This window comes from Granulosicoccus sp. 3-233, assembly GCF_052681095.1.
Genome location: NZ_JBQYLE010000002.1, coordinates 842,061 through 860,739, shown reverse-complemented (window position 1 = coordinate 860,739; position 18,679 = coordinate 842,061). Strand labels below are relative to the sequence as shown.

Here is an 18,679-nt window from a genome sequence, read left to right as displayed (position 1 = left end):
AGCAAGCAATCGTTGCCGGAGAATTTCAGACATATTTCGAATTGTTGCAAGGCAACTCTTTGTATAATCTCTGCCGACACAGGCGAGGCAACATGGCGATTCGAAACGGGGCAGCGACCTGTTCAGGACGACATTACTTCACTCACCATGCCTGTACCTGCAGCGACCAGGGAGAGAACCGGAACAGTGGACAGCCCCGCGCACGAAGACATCATCGATGATCGAAGTTTTGTCGATCAGGGTCTGAATCTGATCAACCAGGCGCTGTCCATCTTCAATGCGGAGATGCGACTGATTACCTGCAACCGACGGTTCATGGAGATGTTCGAACTGCCCGAGAATCTGGTGCTCGCCGGTAGCACGTTCGCGGATATCAACATGTACCTAGCAAGACGAGGCGAATTCGGCCCTGGTGATCCGGCCACGCTGGCGCATGAACGACTCGAGCGTGCCAGACTGTTCGAGCCACACTATTTCGAACGTACCCGACCCAACGGGCGTCGTATTTCGGTCGAGGGACACCCACTCAGTGACAAGGGCTGGATTACCATCTATTCGGATATCACCGAAACCTGGCAGAACGAACAGATGCTCAAGTCTCGGGATGCCGAGCTTTCGGACAAGCTGCTTGTCAGAACCGAACTGCTGTCGGCAAGCAATCGCAGCCTGACCTCAGCCAATCGTGCACTGCAGGAAACCAAGTCCGCATTGCAGGCCTCCGAAGATCGCATGCGATCCATCACCAGCGCCATTCCGGCACATATCGCCTACATAGACACACACTACGTCTATCGATTTTCCAACAATCGCTTCAGCGATACGATGAAGATCAAACGTCCGGGCGTGACGGGTCGCACGATGGAAAGCATATTCCCGGCACCGGTATTCACCAGGCTTCGCCCCAAACTCGATGAGGCATTCAGCGGTCATCGCACGGATGTGGAGTACGAGATCATCGATGATGAGGGCCATACGCAATGCATACGCACCATCTTCTCTCCAGAGATCGATGAGGAAGGAGTCACCCTGGGCGCCTTTGTTCTGTCGTTGAACATTTCAGCCGAAAAGGCTGCCACCGAACTGCAGCTCCAGGCGAAACGCATGGAAACCACGGCGCAACTGACCAGCGGACTGGCACATGACTTCTCCAACATCCTGACCGTCATTCTGGGCAATCTCGGTCGCCTTGCCGATCTGTCCAACGAAGAGAGCAGGCGCCTGGTCAGCTCAACCGAGTCCGCGGCTCGTCGTGGCACACGCATCATCGACAATCTGATGGCCTTGCTTTACCGACAACATCTGGATGTACGGGTGACCAATGTCAGCAGGATCATGACCGACCTGACCACGTTGTTCAGTGCATCGATGAGCGATTCCATCATCGTCGATCTGCAGATTCCGGACAAGGACATCATCGCCATGGTGGATGGTGGTGCATTGCAGGATGCCATTCTCAACATACTCTTCAATGCGCGCGATGCCATCGAAACATGCTCCAGCGAGGGGCGACTGGCTATCAACGCCTCGATACTCAACCGCGCCGACGCTGCCTGTCTGCAGATATCGGTCGTGGATTCCGGCGCCGGCTTCACGCCTGAGGCGCTGAGTTCCGCCACTGAACCATTCTTCACCACCAAGCCTCAGGGCAAAGGCAGTGGGTTGGGACTGGCAATGGTTCAGGGCTTTCTCGAAGAATGTCGAGGCGAGCTGTCATTGAGCAACAATGCCGATGGCGGCGCAACGGTGACGGTCAGCATACCGCTATCCCCGCTGGAACCCGGTATTGCCGGAGCACAGGATTCAGCTGATGTTCTGCATCAGCAGCGAGTCCTCATTGTGGACGATGACGCCGAGCTTCGCGCTCTGATGCGGGACCATGCCACCGAACTGGGACTGTCTGTCATCGAGGCAGATAGCGCTCAAGAGGCAAGCATACTTCTGAGCCGGGTAGAAGGAATCGATGCCTTGATCTCGGATATCATCATGCCCGGCGACCAGAATGGTCTTGATCTAGCCAGACAGTCAACAAGGATCTTGCCCGCACTGAAAGTGTTGCTGGTCAGTGGCATTGCCGTGGATAGTCCTCTCTATCGATCCGCTCATGCCGACTTTCCGGTGCTCAGAAAGCCCTTTGACAAGAAAATCTTTTCTCGACAACTTGTTCAGCTGCTCTCAGGCAGCGGGAATGCGTCATGAATACCAGCTTCTCCATCGCAGTCATCGAGGATGATGATGACATCGCGGATATCATCGTTTGTTCGCTGGCAGAAGCCGGCTTTCACGTACAGCGATTTGCGAACGCAGCCGCCTTTCATGAAACCCTGACGAAATACAGGCCTGATCTCTGTCTGGTCGATCTGGGGCTGCCTGATGAAAACGGGCTGGACCTTGTCAGGCTGCTGTCCAATACCCACCACATTCCCAATATCATCATATCCGGCAAGCGTGCTTTGACAGACAAGTTGATCGGACTGGAGTTGGGAGCCGACGACTATATTGCCAAACCCTTCGAGTCAGCCGAACTGATTGCCAGAGTCCGTACCGTGCTTCGTCGAGTCGGAAACGATGATCGCCAGACCACACCACCCCAGCAGTCTCTTGCTCGTTTCCAGCAATGGACCATCGATTTCAATTCGTTTCGGCTCATCGATGAACATGATGAAGAGGTCAATCTGAACCGTTCAGAAGTGGAAATTCTTCGTGTTTTCCTGCACAGACCCCTTCAGTTGCTGTCTCGCTCACAGATTCTCGAATACCTGCAACTGGATGTGGACAGCAACTTCGATCGTTCCATTGATGTTCGAATTTCACGACTGCGCAACAAGTTGAGAGAAGACAAGCAGAACCCGAAAATCATCAAGACGGTTTACGGCGAAGGGTATCTGTTTGCAGCAACGGTGAGTTGGATAACCCGCTGAACAAGAAACCCGCGATCGACACAGGCCCGGTCGTGAGCACCAAGTGCTGCACAACCGGGTAAGCAGCCAGTTGAATCGATTCGCGGGCTGAAGTTTGAACCTGACGCCCTTACTTCACCTGATTCAGCGGAAAGTCGATGACAGGTGTGGACACATTGTCCTTGCGAATGCGTGCCAGGACGCGCTCGGTCTGCTGCAGACTGCCATCAGCGGTTGTCTTGACAATCGCATAGCCCTCGGTTACCCCATGGTACATGTCCAGTGCCAGGATGTTGATCGACTCGGCAGACGCGACCAGGCCGAACGATGGCACGGACAGACCAAAGTCATCACTGTCTGTTCCCATGGAGTTGAAGAACACATCCAGTTCATACTCGACAGGGTCGGCGGGAGCCGCCACCCTGATGTCATTGCTCATGTTCAGCTGTGCAGCAATCAGGCGAGTTGCGTATCCCATCAACGGATGATCGCTGAGAAAATGCACGCCAAGATGCACGGTCTTGCCCTCCAGTGCCGTGATCTCCGGCTGCGCCGTCAGATCTTCAATGAACTGATCGAGACTGTAGGTCACCAGACGCTGGGCCGTGGAGCCTTCCAGCGTCGTGGACACCTGTCGTGTCGAGCATCCCGCCAGAACACAGGCTGACAGCAAGGCGACGGCGAGATGCGCCGGACGGCGGGATTTCATTGATTGACGTTGAGGCACGGCTGACAGGGCTCCCGAATGCAGATCTTTATGTGTATCCATGACCACTGAGAGTAGTACGGATATCGTTTGCTGCAAGGAAATACCTCGTCACCCCGGTGGTTCGCCGACCACTATCCGGACTGACTGCTCACCCCCGGAAAGACACCATCTCCGCCAGGATTCTCGCAACGTGCCCTGACGGAACCCTGACAGTCAACCAATGCCGGCACGCAAACTACTTCTTCTCCGCGCGGTAATCATCATGGCAACCCTTGCAGCTGCCGCCGACGTCACCCATGCTGTCTTGCAGTGCGTCCAGCCCATTACCGGCCTCTGCGGACAGGGCGACCAGAGCATCATTCAGGGCCTTGCCCTTTTCGGCAATCTCCGGATACGTCTCCCAGATGACCGGCAAGGCACGGTTTTCCGCATTGTCGGGATTGCTGTTGTCAGAACCCTGAGGCCACAGGGTGCTTTGTCCCATACGACTGACCGCCAGCAGGTTGTCAGCTGCTTCCGTCGCCAGTTCGGCATCATATTCCATCTTTTCCTTTGCCATCGCGGACAGAATACCGACGTGGTAGCCGTAGAGCTGCATCAGGGATTGGCGAGCCTTGATCGCATCGTCATGAGGTCCGTCTTCGGCTATCGTCACTGCACTACTGCACAGCAGAGCAACGGCTGGCACGATCAGAACAAAGAATTTCTTCATCATCTTCTTCCTGGTGAAATGATCGAATTTCCAGTCTAGCAATATACTTTTTTCGAACACAGTGAGTATGCTGTTCAAATCGGCACACGACCCGTTCAGGATTGCACAGCAGCTTGTAGGCAGGCAGGCAGGCAGGCAGGCAGGCAGGCAGGCAGCATGACACCCGGAGCAGACAGCCAGCATGGACAGGAAGGCAAACTGGAGTTGGGACAATCTGCGCCATTTCCTGGCAGTGGCACAACATGGCACCCTGTCAGCCGCTGCCAGAGTCCTCGGAGTCAGTCACAGTACGGTACAGCGACGAATCGGCATACTTGAACAGGAGCTGCAGACCAGCCTTTTCTGCCGGACCAACAACGGTTTCAGACTGACGGCTTCCGGTAAAGCCTTGTTCGGCGAAGCGCTGCGATTGCAGACAACACTGGAATCCATCTCACGAAATGTTGCCGGTTCCGACGCCGATGTCAAAGGACGCGTGGTACTGACGTCCACTGATACACTCTGTTTCTCGATACTTCCGGCCATGATCATGTCGCTGGCACAGACCTACCCTCGACTGAGCATCGAACTGGACATGATCAACACCTTCAGCGACATGCAGAATCTCGAGGCCGATATTGCCATTCGCAGCTGCGAAGAACCCCCTGACAATCTGATCGGGCGCAGGATCGGCTCCGTCAGGTTCCTTGCTTGTGCGGCTCATGCCTATTGCCACGACACCGGTCTGAGCAGTTTTCCATCGAACGTCGAAGCACATCACTTCATCGTACTGAATGATTACTACAACACTACGCCATTTCACCAGTGGCTGACCGAACGATTGACACGCGATACCCGCACAACCATAGCCAGTGGCTTTCTCAGCGCTTACGGACTGTGCAGGGCGGGCCTCGGCATCACCCTGTTGCCATCCTACATGGTTGACGATAGCCACGACTTGATGGTGCTGGATGTCGACGGTATTCCCGAAAGCCATGATCTATGGATCCTGAGCCACCGGGATCTGCGCACCACGCAAAGCGTGCGCGTGGTACGGCAATACCTTTATCAGGAGCTGTCACGCCTGTTCGCCGGGACAGACTGATGGTGTTCAGACATGGCAGACCATTGCAAGCACCTGCCACCTTGCGGCAGGACTGCCTGTCCTCTTGTCGAAGACCTGGCAGAACCTGCCTGTCATCACCTTGATCATCGGATCGAGCGCACACCCACCCTGTTCCGGCTCTCATTCACGCCAGAAAGGTTTACGCTCTTCTCGCTGCACATCGTAGCGCGACAGACCTATGTCCTTGAAGGTTTCCTCGGGCGATGCCATCAGCTCGCGCAACTCACGACGCTGCCGGGATCTTTCAAACCACTGTTCAAGAACATGAAAGAACCCTCGGCTTGACACCAGCCTGCCTGCGCCTGCCAACGGCTTGGACGTCGGATTACACTCCGTCTGCCAGCATCCGTGCAGTGCGCGATCACCCGCAGCGCGGCTCATCGAAGCAGCTCCCGGGTTACAGTGGCCTCATTGCAGGTCAACGACACACCGTTGCGACTGCGATCCCGAGCAGCCAGCACATCGGCTGCGTCAAGGCAGCGAGCAGACGCCGACACGCTGCTACCGACCTCGGCTGCCTCGGGCAGAAGCATGGACCCGAGGCCGATACCGGCAGCAAGTACCAGCACGGTCAGCGTTGGATTGGCGAATCGTGACCAGTTTCCAGTTACGTACATCTTGTTTCCCCTGTCTTGTTTGGCTTGAGGGAATCATCGGCGGTTGCATCGAATCAATCAAACGAATAGTATTTAAGCGAAACATCAATCTCGCTGATACATTGACATGCAGATGAATCTCGATACCGAGCTGTTGCAAACCCTGGTCGCCATCGTCGACAGTGGCAGCTTCAAGGCGGCAGCCAGGAATGTTCACCGCACGCAGTCCGCGGTCAGCATGCAGATGAAGCGTCTGGAAGAGATCGTGGAGCAACCGCTGTTCGAGAAACACGGTCGACGTTCCGTACTGACACTGCACGGACAGAATCTGCTGCTCTATGCGCGTCGGATCCTGAGCCTGCAACAGGAAGCGCTGGCGACTTTCCGCAGTCCGGAAATTCACGGGGAGGTCCGTATTGGTGTCTGCGACGACTATGTGCTGAGCTTCATGCCATCCATTTTCGCAAGCTTCGCCAAATCGTTTCCCAACGTGTTCATTCGTCTTGATTCGCAACCCAGTACAAGACTGATCGAATCCACCAAGGCAGGTGATCTCGATTTTTCACTGGTCAACGTACTGCATGGCGATACGGACTACGAAATACTGCGCAGCGATCCGCTGGTCTGGGTAACATCGCGCAATCACGCCACTCATGAAGTATCCCCCCTGCCACTGGCCGTAGAGAGTAACTGCCTCTGGGGACGTTGGGCTCAGAAGGTACTGAATGAGGAAAACCGACTGTATCGTGTCGGCTATTCAACCTTCAACATCGCCGGCATCGTGGCCATCATCGAAGCCGGCCTTGCAGTGTCGGTAATGTCCCGAACATCTGTTCCACCACAACTGCGCATATTGCAAGCAGCGGACGGCTTTCCCGAACTCCCCCACACCCAGATTGGTCTCGTTCTGAGTAGCGGAGACTTGTCAGCCGCCGCACAGTCCCTGGCTGGCGCAGTTCGTCAGAGCATGACGGCCACGTCCATTGCCGCGTGACCCGAATACCCGAGAGCTGCCAGGGATCTTCCTGCCGCGAGCCGAGTTCGAATGCGATCCTTGAGGACGGGAACACCAGTCTGATTAACCGGGCAAGGCCCGGGTTGACTACACCGCGAAGCAGGCAACCCGCCCTGCCAGCTTTCCGGTACTGCGTTCCGGAGTCTCCTGCAGACACCGTTTGCTTGCCAATGGGCAGCGCGGGTGAAAACTACAGCCTGCCGGAGGATCTATGGGACTGGGAATCTCTCCTGTCATGGCGGGACGATCTCGCACTGGACTGGCCAGGTTCGGAATCGTCTCCAGCAACATTCGCGTGTAGGGATGCATGGGATTGTCGAACAGCTCCTCCTTGGGGGCCATCTCGACGATTTTTCCCAGATACATGACTGCAATGACATCTGCCATATGCCTGACCACGGAAAGATCATGACTGATGAAGAGATACGTCAGCCCATACTCCTTCTGCAGGCCTTTCATCAGATTGAGTATCTGAGCCTGCACGGACACATCCAGTGCGGATGTCGGTTCATCGCAGACCAGAAACTCGGGCTCACCGGACAAGGCTCGTGCAATGGAGATGCGTTGTCGCTGCCCTCCGGAGAACTCATGCGGATATTTCGCACCATCACCGCTACTCAGTCCGACTGTTTCCAGTAATTCGTTGACCCGATGTGCAACATCGGGCCTGGACATGCCCGGTTTCAGCGTCCGGAGCGGCTCTGCAATGATATTCGATACACGCCATCGGGGATTGAGACTTGCATAGGGATCCTGAAATATCATCTGCACACGCGAAAGATCCCCGCGATAGACGATCTCACCTCCGGTCGGAGTCTGGAGGCCGGTCGCAAGCTTGGCGACAGTGGATTTGCCGCAACCACTCTCGCCCACCAGAGCCAATGTCTTGCCCTTCTCGATCGAGAAATCCACACCGGCCACTGCGTTCAGAAACTGACGAGGCCGGCCTTCCAGCACACGGTTCAACCAGGGCGCAGAGACGTCATAACTTCTTCGCAATTCGAGCGCTTCAATGAGTGGTACATCCATCATGATCTTCTCTCATCATCAACTGACCAACAGGCTACCCCTGAGTGTGACAACTCTGGCACCTCGACAAAACACCGATCCACACGTCGACTGCAACGCGGGTTGAAAGAACAGCCCTGCGGGATATCCGTCAGGCGAGGCATATTGCCCGGTATCTGGGACAGCTCCTGCACATCCCCTGTCAAGCTGGGTATTGCCCCCATCAGCCCTACCGTATAGGGATGTCGCGGTGTTTTCACCAGCGACTCTACCTGGCCAATCTCCGCCAACCGGCCCGCATACATGACCCCGACCCGGTCGGCTGTTTCCGCGATGACGCCCATGTCATGAGTCACCAGCATGACCGCCATCCCGCGCTCCTTGCACAGCCGCTTCAACAACCCTGTGATCTGCGCCTGTATGGAAACATCCAGCGCAGTAGTCGGCTCGTCCGCGATGATCAGTTCCGGTTCGGCACACAAGGCCAGAGCGATCACCACGCGCTGACGCATGCCACCTGAGAACTGGTGCGGGTAGTGATCGATTCTCACATTCGGTGCGGGAATACCCACTTCGCCCATCAGATCCAGAGCGCGCTGGCGTGCTTCATCCTTGCCAACGGCGAGGTGTTGCCGGATGGTTTCCACCAGTTGCGCCCCGACGGTGAACAAAGGGTTCAGGCTGGTCAGGGGGTCCTGAAAGATGGCCGCCATGCGCTTGCCACGCAAGACTCGCAGTTCATCATCCGACAGCTGATCGATTCGCTGACCCGAGAGCCAGATCTTGCCGGAGGCTATCCGGCCAGGTGATTCCAGCAGCCCGAGAACCGCCATGCCTGTCATCGACTTGCCTGCACCACTTTCGCCGACAATGCCCAGTATCTCTCCGCGTCTGATGGATAAAGACACACCATCAACCGCCGTCAACACGCCCTTTCTTGTCGGAAACTCAACCCGCAGGTCTTCTACTGACAGTACGTTTTCAGTCATGCTGTAAAACCCTCGGGTAGCTTGTCGAGAATATCTCCTCCACTGGAGGATGGTTCAGGGTTCGTTGGGGGTACAGGGAAACGATCTTGTCGAACTGCTGCTGCGCCTGAGCCCAATCCGCTTGGTTGTCAACACCGGGAATCTCGCCATCAACCAGGACATGCCGACCGTGTATGAAGACGTTTCCGACATCCCTGCCACTACCACCGGTCATCAGACTCTGCAGCGGATCGGGCCCGCACAACGTGCGATCCAGTTTGATGACAGTGATATCCGCACACGCCCCCACTTCCAGCTTGCCCAGATCCGGGCGCTGCAAAGCCGCGGCACCACCCAGGGTGGCTGCATCGTACAGATTTTCACTTCTGCAGGCATCGACCCCGGCATCATCCACAGTGCGGTTCATGATGATGCCCTGCTGCAGATTCTGGATCATGTCTGGTGGCCAGGTGTCAGTTCCAATGGCCATGTTCAGGCCACGCTTGCTGTATCCCATGAAGGAGCGAAGCGCACTGCCGTGACGAGCCGATACCACAGGGCAGTGCACGATGGTCACTCCTGCCTCGGCCGCCAGATCGATATCCGTATCGCTCATGTACACCCCATGGGGAAGCAGGCAGCGCTCGGACAGAAATCCGATTCCAGCCAGCCATTCGATGGGACTGCAATCATGCCTCTGTTTGACCAGGGCAAGCTCCGTCAATGATTGACAGCAGTGCAGCCGCACCGGAACCTCCAGTTGCCTGGAAGCCTGCGAGGTTCTTTGCAGAAGCGTCGTCGTACAGGTTTCAATCCGATCCGGCGCCAGCATGCCTTTGATCAGCGGACTGTCGCTGGATTCCATGCGCCGGGCAAAGTCCACCGCTGCTTCGAGTTCTGCCAGACCGCGTGCCTCATCGAACTCTGCCACTATCCGGCCATCGCTTTCCACCACCTGATTGCCAGTACGAAAAGCCGGCCCCAGATACACTCTCAGGCCCAGACGCTGGGCAGAACGGGCGGCGCTCTCGAATTCCTCGACTGTCTCGCCCCATTCCCTGTAGAACAAAGAGGCGATGGGCAGCGCTGTGGTGATGCCGTTGCGTATCAGTTGAGAAAAGGCAAAGTGTTTCTGAAACGCGAGTTCCTCGGCTGTGTACATCTCATGCGGCCCTGCCTCCACATAGCTTCGTGGCCAGACACGGCCTTTCGCGGCGGGCGGTGAATTGTCGTATGACAGAATCGTGGTATCCAGATCGGACAACGCATCCAGATCGATGAAGCCCGGGGAGATGATCGCCTCCCCGTAGTCATGACGGGTGTCTACCTGTCCCTTGTAGCCATGGCCCACATGGACAATACGGCTTCCACGAAACACGACTTCCGCGTCTTCAAGGACGACATGCGACCCGGCAGCGTGACCGATGACCCACCGCGCCGTGAGCAATGTACATGAATCACTCATGGCGCCAGAAGCAGGCTCTCGCCGTTTTCTGCCACGGTCCTGCCACGCTTCAGAACACGCTTGCGTACGGGTCTGCTGGCGATGACCTCTGCCAGGCTTTCGCCGTCCACCAGTACACAATCAGCATCGCAACCTGGCGTGATGCCATAGCTGTCGATAGCCATGGTTGTTGCTCCACCATGCGTACAGACATCCAGAGCTACTTCGACTTCATCATCACGCCGAAAATTGTTCCGCTGTGAGAGGAACATGGCTCGCTCCAGCATGCAGGCGTTTCCGAACGGCCCCCAGGTGTCACGTATACCATCCGATCCGGAACACACCACCACGCCCGCCTCCCGCAACTCCCTGATGACCGGAGCGGTCACCGCTGCGGGTCCCGTGGTCATGATGCGGATACCATGTTTCGCCAGCTGCTCGGTCAACTGGGCAACGTGCAAACGATCTGGCTGTCCCAGACAGAATGCATGACTTACCACCACCTGATTCTGCATGCCTGATGCAACGGTTCGCTCGATGATCATCTCCATCGAAAAACAACCCATTTCACCACGTTCATGCAGATGAATATCGAGTGGCTTGCCGTAGCGCTCGGCGAGCGAGAAAATGGTATCCAGATGTCCCTTGGGATCACGATCGATGGCGCAGGGGTCCAGACCTCCCACCACCTCACACCCCATCTGCATGGCCTCATCCATCAGCTCCACGGTTCCCTTGCGAGTCATCATGCCGGACTGGGGGAACGCGACCAATTCGATATCGATCCACCCGCGCATTTTCTGCTGCGTCGCCATGACGCCTTCGATGCCCTTCAGACCGTGCACGGTATCCACGTCTACATGACTGCGAATATGGGTGCTGCCCTTCGCCATGGAAAGAATGGCCTGTCTTTCACTCTGTATTCGTGGATCAATGCCCAACGCGATCTTCGAATTGCGTTCGTTGGTGATCTTGTCCATCAGTAGCGGACCGACTTCATTGCGATACCAGGGCAAGCCCAGCAGGGACTTGTCCAGATGCGTATGCGCTTCAACCAGACCTGGTAGCAGGATGGCGTTTTCGCCTTCAATGGATTCAATGTCATCTGGCGGAGCGGCGTCGCCTGCGGCAAATTTGCCATCCAGAATGAGAATATCGGTGACAGGACCTGACATCGGCCTGACGTTTTTCAATAACACTGAATGAGTCATTTCAAGAATCCTATCGAAGTTTGGGGTTCAGGGCATCACGCAGCCAGTCACCGATCATGTTCACCGAAAGCACGATGAGACACAGTTGTATTGAGGGAAACAGTACAACCCACCAGAGGCCCGAGAAAAGATACTGATTCCCGATGCGGATCAAGGTGCCCAGAGACGGTTGATCGGACGGCATGCCAACCCCCAGAAAGCTCAGGGTTGCCTCCGAGAGGATGGCCAGACCGAAATTCAGGGTGGCTGCCACCATGATGGGGGTCAGCGTATTGGGCAAGATGTGCTTCAGCAGAATTCGCCATGGCCGCACTCTGATCAGACGCGCTGCCTGTACATATTCCTTGCTCTTCTCGACCATCGCTGAGGCTCGGACCGTTCTGGCATACTGCACCCAGGAAGGCACGGCAATGGCCACTACCAGAATCATGCTGGTCAGAGATTCTCTGACACTCGACGGCAGAGCCTGCGTAGCCATGGCACTGATCAATATCGCTATCAGGATAAAGGGCATGGAGAGCAGTACATCGCCCAGGCGCATCAACATGTTGTCGACCCAGCCGCCGTAATAACCGGCAATCAGCCCCAGTGTCAAACCAACGCTCAGAGCCAGCAGAACCGACAAGGCGCCAATGGTCAGGGAGGTCCGTGAGCCGTAGAGAATGGCGGAATACAGGTCCCGGCCCTGTACGTCAGTTCCGAGCACATAAGGCGACTCCCCGCCTTCCAGCCAGATGGGTGGCAACTCGGAATTCATGAGATTCAACGCGGCCAGATCATATGGATTCTGCGGTGTGATCCATGGAGCCGCTACACTCGAGACAACCATCACAAGCAACAGGATGACGGCAAACATGGCAGAAGGTCGCTGGGTGAAACTCCACCAGAGTTCACTGTCCCGCCAGCGATTGATCACGACCAGTTCAGTGGCCATTGGCTACTCCTCCCTTGACAGATGCATCGCTACGCAGACGAGGATCCACGTACGCGTAGGTAATATCAACCAGCGTATTGATCAACACGAATATGAACGAGACCAGCATCAGATAAGCTGCCATGACAGGGATGTCCACAAAAGTGACAGCCTGTATGAACAGCAGCCCCATGCCAGGCCACTGAAAGACGGTTTCGGTCACCAGGGCAAAGGCGATGAGGTTTCCGATCTGCATCCCCGTCAGCGTGATGACAGGCATCAGGCAGTTGCGCAGGGCATGTCGCCAGTGAACAATGCTCAAGGGCAGGCCCCGTGCTCTGGCAAACTTGATGAAATCCGACCTGAGTACTTCCAGCATCTCGGCCCTGACCAGACGCATGACCAGAGTGATCTGGAACAAGGACAGCGAGATGGACGGCAATACCAGTGCGGCACGGCCGCTGGGGGTGAAGAAGCCACTACTCCACCAGCCTATATTCACCGTGTCCCCACGCCCAAATGCAGGCAACCATCCCAGTGTGACCGAGAACACCAGTATCAACAGGATTCCGACAACGAAGCTGGGTAGAGACACACCCACAATGGATCCCAGTTGCAGTCCATCGGCCAGCTTGCGATCCTGATGGACTGCCGTCAGTACGCCGCAGGGGATGCCGATCAGCAGCGATAGAACTGTCGCGACGATGACCAGTTCGAACGTCGCCGGAAACCTCTCCGCCATCAACACCATGACGTCCTGCTGATTGCGATAAGAGATTCCGAAGTCTCCCTGGACGGCATTGCCGACAAACCTGACGTACTGGGTAAACAGCCCATCATTCAGACCGAGCCGCTCGCGCAACTCGGCCCGGTCCGATTGAGTGGCCTGCTCATTGACCATCATCTCGACAGGATCGCCAAAGAACCTGAATATCATGAAAGCCAGTAGCGCAACAGCCAGCATCACGAAAGCAGCGTTCAACAGGCGTTTCAACAAGAATGCAAGCATGGTGGGCAACTCATGGTTGATGGATTGGCATGAACAGGTATCGGAAACGCCGCCCTACTGCATGGATGCAAACCAGAGCCGAGGCTTGTTGTCCGGAAACAGGGGCATCGCTGTGACGTTGCTGCTTGTTGCCCACGCCATGGGCTGTTGGTGCAGCGGAATCATGATGACTTCGTCCTTGACGATCTGCAGCGCCTCGGTTTCCAGCGCTATCCGTGTATCAAGATCCAGCTCCGAACCCGCTCTTGCGACCAATGTATCCAGCTCAGGGTATGACCAGTCACCCCAGTTGAAAACGCCCGAGTTGCCTTCCTTGCTATGGAAGATCTGCAGCAAGGGGCTGTAGGCATCCAGCATCGGCAGCGTTGCCCAGCCAAGCGTGTAGATGTCGGTCTTGCCATTGGTTCGCTTGGGAGTCTGTACTGCCCGTGGTGCCACATCCAGCCTGGGCGCCAGACCGATGCGGCTCCACATCGAGGCAATGGCTTGACAGATCTGTTCCTCATTCACCAGTCCGTCCTGCAGGCAATTGAAGTCGAATTCGAGTCCCTCCGGCACACCGGCTTCTGCCAGCATCGCCTTGGCCGTATCGATATCAAACGCCAGCCGCTCATCGAGCGCTTCGGTATAGCCGGGAATCGGCGGAGCCACGACAGCACCGGCGTTCCGAGACTTGTTGCGCATGACCTTCTTGTGCAACTGCTCTATGTCGATCGCCTGATACAGCGCTTTTCGAACCTTGACGTCAGTAAAGGGGTTGTCAGTTCCGTTGACGAGCTTGTCGCGGAAGCTCATGCCGATCATGACCGTGCGCAGATCCACGCCCTCGAGCACATTCACATCAGCCGACGCTGCCAGCCTGGGAAGATCCTGCACGGGCGCGTCGTTCGTGAAATCGATTTCACCGGACAGCATGGCCGCTACGCGAGTGGCGGACGATGTCACCGGCAGCAATTCGAAACCCTCCAGATTGTGTTCAGGCGTGTCCCACCAGTCCGGATTGACGACGAACACGGTCCTGGCATCAGGCTGTCGACTTTCCACGATGAATGGCCCTGTGCCATTGGCGTTGTAGGTTGCATAGCCTTCAGTGCCCGCACCAATGTCGGTTGGCAATTCGGAATCGTTTTCAACCAGCCACTGCTTGTCGAAGATATGGATATTCGTCAGATCATTCAGCAGTAGCGGATACGGCCCATTGAGAACGACGTCGAGTGTCAGCTCATCGACAACAGACGAACTGACATAAGCCGGTAGATTGCCCTTCAACGGTGAGGTTTCGTGACTGACCCTCTCCAGTGAGGCGACGACATCTTCTGCCGTGAAGCTGTTGCCATTGTGGAAGCTGACGTCCGGACGGAGCTTGAAGCGCCAGGTGACCTGGTCTTCGAGAATTTCCCACGATACCGCCAGTGCCGGTTCGATTTTCAGGTTCTCGTCATAGCGAACCAATCCTTCGTAGGTGTGGTTCAGAACGTTGATCGTGAAGCTGTCACCGTAGGAATAAGGATCCAGCGAACCGATATCCCGATTCGCCCCCCATTTCAGGACCTCGGCTTGAGCGGTGGAACAGGCCAGCAGCAATGCGGCCGACGTAAGGATGAATTTGGGTTCAAGTCTCATGGACGCCTCTCGTTTCCTGCACATCAGAAGTTCGGAGTCATTATCCTAGCAGGATCGTATACAAAATGATAATTTTTTTGTATCCAATTTTTTCGTATATAGTATCCATCATTAGTGAGTCACTTCACCCAGCGCCACGTGGTCCCAGATGTCGGAAGCAAAACAACCCTTTACCGGTGTAATCGTCTACGAACGACTGCGCCGCGCCATACTGGAGCAGGCGCTGCTTCCGGGCACTCGGCTCAGGGAAGATGCCATCGGGGAACAATTCGGGGTCAGCCGAACAATCGTGCGACAGGCGTTGGTGAGGCTCGAAAGCGAACATCTGGTGGAAACTCAGCGAAATCGCGGCGCCTGCGTGGCTGAACCGACGCTGATCGAAGCCGAACAGATCTTCGAGATTCGTCACTGCCTGGAAGCTGAGGTGATTCGACGGCTCATTGATCGCATCTCGGTGATCGGCCTGGAATCGCTGGACGCACATGTGGATCAGGAAGCGCGTGTCCAGGGCAAGAACGGCCCTGTCTCGATACGCCTGGCAGGTGAGTTTCACATCCTGCTGGCCGAACTGACAGGCAACAGGATTCTGGCGGGCTATGTATCCGAGCTCGTCACCCGTTGCTCATTGATACTGGCAATGTACAGCAGAAGTCATTCGAGTGACTGCGCTGTCGAAGAGCATCGCGACATCATCCAGGCCGTGCGTGACAAGGACATCAAGGTCGCCTTGTCGATCATGGATCACCATCTGGGTGCTGTTCAGGGCCGTGCCAATCTATCCGGTGACCAGAAAGAAGACAACCTTCAGTCGGTACTTGCACGGTACTCAGAGGATCCATCTGCATGACCCACACAGAATTCGACTTCAACCGTCTCGAACCGAGAGATGTCTACAAACTTCTCATCGGTACGGTAGTTCCCCGTCCCATCGCCTGGGTCACGACGATCAGTGCAGAAGGCGTACCCAACGCCGCGCCCTACAGCTTCTTCAACTGCCTGTCCTCGGATCCCCCCATTCTGGCGCTGGGTATCGAGAACAGGAACAACCGTTCATTCAAGGATACGGCCGCCAATATACGCAGCACCGAGGTTTTCACCGTCAATATAGTCGGCCGCTCCAATATCGATGCCATGAACATCACCGCCACGGCCTTTCCCGAGAACATCAACGAAATCGAAATGGCTGGTCTGACCATGATCGAAGGCGCATCGGTTTCCTGCCCGCGCATTGCCGAGGCCCCCGTATCCTTCGAATGCAAGCGTTACATCGGTGTGGAAATCGGCACCTCGCGCGAGATCGTGCTGGGTCTTGTACTACGAGCGTTCATTCGCTCGGATATTGTCGATCCGCAGAATCATCATACGGACCATACGAAACTCGATGCGGTGGGTCGAATGGGTGGCCATGGTTACGCATTCTCGCAGGATTACTTCGACCTCCCCGGTATGAGCGTCGACGAGTTCGACTCGGGTCAATACCCTCGCTTCTCTGAACCGAACTCGTAAACGACTTCGGCCTGCCCTTTGCTCAAGACCCGTCGCGACTGAAGGAGGACATCGGTCTCACGCAAGCGGCTCTCCGTCAGGAGTGGCACCGATGGTTCCGGGAGCATTGACGGCCCGTATCACGGCAACAGCACGATCTTCGGTGCTTCGGTTGCGTTGTCGTGAATGTCCCGGAACGCCCTGGCACCCTCGGCCAGAGGACGGGCTTCCACCCACTCCAGCGCACCCAGTCCGCCATTGGCGATGGCGTTCAGGGCCGCCTGAAGATCGGTGTGGGTGTAGGTATAGTTGCCGATGAAGGTGATTTCCTGCAAGGTCAGTCGGCGGATATCCAACCCCGGTTCGTTATCCTGCAAGCCGATGTGCGTGATGACACCGCCCTGACGCGCGTAGCGTGATGCATCCCGACGAGTGGCTCCGGAACCCACCGCATCCACTACCAGGTCGAAACCGGATTCTGCCGGCAATCGCTGACCCAATGGATCGAAAACCTCGCAGCATCCCGTTTTTTCCACCGTCTTGCGGCGACTGGGTGATGTTTCGGACAGCAGGATGCGGGCGGTGCCTTTCTGCGCCAGAAACAAGGCCGCCAACAGTCCGATGGCACCGCCACCAATGACCAGTGCGGAGCTTTCGCTCAAGGGTCGATGCATGACCTTCTCGGCCAGTACGATACTGTGCAGGGATACCGCCGCCGGTTCCATCAGACTGGCATTGACCATATCCAGATTGTCGGGCACTGCGATGAGGTTTCTCTCGGCAATGGTCACGTATTGTGCGAAGGCGCCGGCATGCCGCATGCCGATGATCTCCCGGCTCGGGCACAGATTGCTTCGGCCGGCTCGGCAGTCTGCACACACACCACAGGTGACCAGTGGATTCAGCACCACGCGCTGCCCGGCATACTGCCCATCCATCGCGATACCCGCTGCTTCGTGACCGAGTATCAACGGTGGTATGCGTCGTTCATCGTGACCGTGATAGGCGTGCATGTCCGATCCGCAGATACCACTGGCCTCTACTTTGATCGTGACCTCCTGCCGATCGGCCACCGGGTCAGGCTCATCCCGAAAGATCAGTTCCTGCGTCGCTGTGTAGACAAGTGCTTTCATGATGGCTTACTTCGCTGTGAAGCCGCCATCGACGGAGATGGTCTGGCCGGTGATGTAATCGGACGCATGCGAGGCGAGAAAGAGTGTCACCCCGTCAAGATCATCCAGCTTGCCATTTCGCCCGATGGCTGTGCTGGCCGCCAGCCTTTGCGAGGTTGCATTGTCATTGAACAGGCTTTCCGTCAGTTCGGTCGGGAAGAAGCCGGGCGCAATGGCGTTGCAGCCAATGCCGTCCGCCGACCAGGCTTCGGCCATGGCGCGAGTCAACTGGCAGATTCCCCCCTTGGAAGCACCGTAGGCAATGCCATTGGCGAATGCCCGCGTGGATTGCAGTGAGGCGATATTGATGATCTTGCCCCAGCCTCTTCGGCGCATGCCGGGAACCAGTTGCTGCGCCAGAAAAAACGGCACACCCAGGTTCAGGTCAAGCGTTGTCTTCCACGATTCCATGCTGACATCATCCGCATGTTGGCGCAGGTTCACGCCTGCAGTATTGAACAGTATGTCGATGTCACCGTAGAACTCGGCCGCACGTTGCGCCAGCTCGATCAGACTGTCATCCAGCACCAGCGATCCCGGCAATGCGCTGGCATCCCCGCCCGCTTGCCGAACGGCTTCAACCGTTTCATTCAGTTGCTCCTGCCGACGCCCTATTACCACCACTCTGGCCCCAGCCGCCGACAAGGCCAGTGCCTGTTGACGACCGATACCGGAAGTGGCCCCGGTTACCAGGGCTGTTTTGCCTTCCAATTCACGCATGACCATTACCCGCCTTCTCAATCAATATCACGATGTTCTGTCAGCAACCGGTATCAACCTCGATGAGACATGAACGCACAAGCACCGACCCT

General features: G+C 56.4%; 19 protein-coding genes. 6 read left to right on the top strand and 13 right to left on the bottom strand.

All coding sequences use genetic code 11. The annotated features are described in order from the left end of the window. Positions 1-186 precede the first annotated feature (186 nt). Complete coding sequence (locus ACUNV4_RS08595) at positions 187-2,196, top strand: PAS-domain containing protein (protein ID WP_430878100.1); 2,010 nt, start codon at positions 187-189, stop codon at positions 2,194-2,196. Continuing rightward, positions 2,193-2,918 (top strand): response regulator transcription factor, encoded by a 726-nt coding sequence (locus ACUNV4_RS08590; protein ID WP_430878099.1) that lies wholly within the window; start codon positions 2,193-2,195, stop codon positions 2,916-2,918. Before ACUNV4_RS08595 ends, ACUNV4_RS08590 begins: the two co-directional genes overlap by 4 nt. 109 nt (positions 2,919-3,027) lie before the next feature. Here the strand turns inward: ACUNV4_RS08590 and ACUNV4_RS08585 are convergent, their stop codons facing one another. Beyond that, positions 3,028-3,666 (bottom strand): hypothetical protein, encoded by a 639-nt coding sequence (locus ACUNV4_RS08585; protein ID WP_430878098.1) that lies wholly within the window; start codon positions 3,664-3,666, stop codon positions 3,028-3,030. A gap of 175 nt (positions 3,667-3,841) precedes the next feature. Beyond that, positions 3,842-4,318 carry a c-type cytochrome gene (locus ACUNV4_RS08580; RefSeq protein ID WP_430878097.1) on the bottom strand — a complete coding sequence of 159 codons (477 nt, stop codon included), beginning with the start codon at positions 4,316-4,318 and terminating at the stop codon, positions 3,842-3,844. 181 nt (positions 4,319-4,499) lie between these two features. Here ACUNV4_RS08580 and ACUNV4_RS08575 point away from each other — a divergent pair, with 181 nt between their 5' ends. Further along, on the top strand, positions 4,500-5,402 hold the full coding sequence (locus ACUNV4_RS08575; protein WP_430878096.1) for a LysR family transcriptional regulator: 903 nt from the start codon (positions 4,500-4,502) through the stop codon (positions 5,400-5,402). 141 nt (positions 5,403-5,543) lie between these two features. On the opposite strand, the gene ACUNV4_RS08570 is transcribed toward ACUNV4_RS08575, so the two are convergent. Further along, positions 5,544-5,804, bottom strand: coding sequence for a DUF1127 domain-containing protein (locus ACUNV4_RS08570; RefSeq protein WP_430878095.1), 261 nt, complete (start codon positions 5,802-5,804; stop codon positions 5,544-5,546). Continuing rightward, the gene (locus ACUNV4_RS08565; RefSeq protein ID WP_430878094.1) at positions 5,801-6,040 is read right to left on the bottom strand and encodes a hypothetical protein; all 240 of its coding nucleotides are present in this window, start codon (positions 6,038-6,040) and stop codon (positions 5,801-5,803) included. The genes ACUNV4_RS08570 and ACUNV4_RS08565 overlap by 4 nt, the downstream gene beginning before the upstream one ends. Positions 6,041-6,146: 106 nt before the next feature. On the opposite strand from ACUNV4_RS08565, the gene ACUNV4_RS08560 reads away from it, so the two are divergent. Beyond that, on the top strand, positions 6,147-7,013 hold the full coding sequence (locus tag ACUNV4_RS08560; protein ID WP_430878093.1) for a LysR substrate-binding domain-containing protein: 867 nt from the start codon (positions 6,147-6,149) through the stop codon (positions 7,011-7,013). A 108-nt stretch (positions 7,014-7,121) separates the two neighbouring features. Here the strand turns inward: ACUNV4_RS08560 and ACUNV4_RS08555 are convergent, their stop codons facing one another. From ACUNV4_RS08555 to ACUNV4_RS08525, 7 genes are read right to left on the bottom strand one after another with little or no spacing between them, the layout of a single operon-like run. Further along, the gene (locus tag ACUNV4_RS08555; RefSeq protein ID WP_430878092.1) at positions 7,122-8,066 is read right to left on the bottom strand and encodes an ABC transporter ATP-binding protein; all 945 of its coding nucleotides are present in this window, start codon (positions 8,064-8,066) and stop codon (positions 7,122-7,124) included. Continuing rightward, on the bottom strand, positions 8,063-9,031 hold the full coding sequence (locus tag ACUNV4_RS08550; protein ID WP_430878091.1) for an ABC transporter ATP-binding protein: 969 nt from the start codon (positions 9,029-9,031) through the stop codon (positions 8,063-8,065). Before ACUNV4_RS08550 ends, ACUNV4_RS08555 begins: the two co-directional genes overlap by 4 nt. Continuing rightward, complete coding sequence (locus tag ACUNV4_RS08545) at positions 9,024-10,475, bottom strand: chlorohydrolase family protein (RefSeq protein ID WP_430878090.1); 1,452 nt, start codon at positions 10,473-10,475, stop codon at positions 9,024-9,026. The genes ACUNV4_RS08550 and ACUNV4_RS08545 overlap by 8 nt, the downstream gene beginning before the upstream one ends. Further along, entirely contained in the window at positions 10,472-11,665 is a 1,194-nt protein-coding gene (locus tag ACUNV4_RS08540) for an amidohydrolase family protein (protein ID WP_430878089.1), read from the bottom strand. The genes ACUNV4_RS08545 and ACUNV4_RS08540 overlap by 4 nt, the downstream gene beginning before the upstream one ends. A gap of 10 nt (positions 11,666-11,675) precedes the next feature. After that, positions 11,676-12,599: an ABC transporter permease gene (locus ACUNV4_RS08535; protein ID WP_430878088.1), complete on the bottom strand. Its 924-nt coding sequence runs from the start codon at positions 12,597-12,599 to the stop codon at positions 11,676-11,678. Next, positions 12,589-13,587 carry an ABC transporter permease gene (locus ACUNV4_RS08530; protein WP_430878087.1) on the bottom strand — a complete coding sequence of 333 codons (999 nt, stop codon included), beginning with the start codon at positions 13,585-13,587 and terminating at the stop codon, positions 12,589-12,591. Before ACUNV4_RS08530 ends, ACUNV4_RS08535 begins: the two co-directional genes overlap by 11 nt. Before the next feature lie 54 nt (positions 13,588-13,641). Further along, positions 13,642-15,210: an ABC transporter substrate-binding protein gene (locus ACUNV4_RS08525; protein ID WP_430878086.1), complete on the bottom strand. Its 1,569-nt coding sequence runs from the start codon at positions 15,208-15,210 to the stop codon at positions 13,642-13,644. 148 nt (positions 15,211-15,358) lie between these two features. Here ACUNV4_RS08525 and ACUNV4_RS08520 point away from each other — a divergent pair, with 148 nt between their 5' ends. Next, positions 15,359-16,057, top strand: a complete 699-nt coding sequence (locus ACUNV4_RS08520) for a GntR family transcriptional regulator (protein ID WP_430878085.1) — start codon at positions 15,359-15,361, stop codon at positions 16,055-16,057. Then, entirely contained in the window at positions 16,054-16,716 is a 663-nt protein-coding gene (locus ACUNV4_RS08515; protein WP_430878084.1) for a flavin reductase family protein, read from the top strand. Before ACUNV4_RS08520 ends, ACUNV4_RS08515 begins: the two co-directional genes overlap by 4 nt. A gap of 119 nt (positions 16,717-16,835) precedes the next feature. On the opposite strand, the gene ACUNV4_RS08510 is transcribed toward ACUNV4_RS08515, so the two are convergent. Next, positions 16,836-17,828: an alcohol dehydrogenase catalytic domain-containing protein gene (locus tag ACUNV4_RS08510; RefSeq protein ID WP_430878083.1), complete on the bottom strand. Its 993-nt coding sequence runs from the start codon at positions 17,826-17,828 to the stop codon at positions 16,836-16,838. A 6-nt stretch (positions 17,829-17,834) separates the two neighbouring features. After that, entirely contained in the window at positions 17,835-18,587 is a 753-nt protein-coding gene (locus ACUNV4_RS08505; protein ID WP_430878082.1) for an SDR family NAD(P)-dependent oxidoreductase, read from the bottom strand. Positions 18,588-18,679 lie beyond the last annotated feature (92 nt).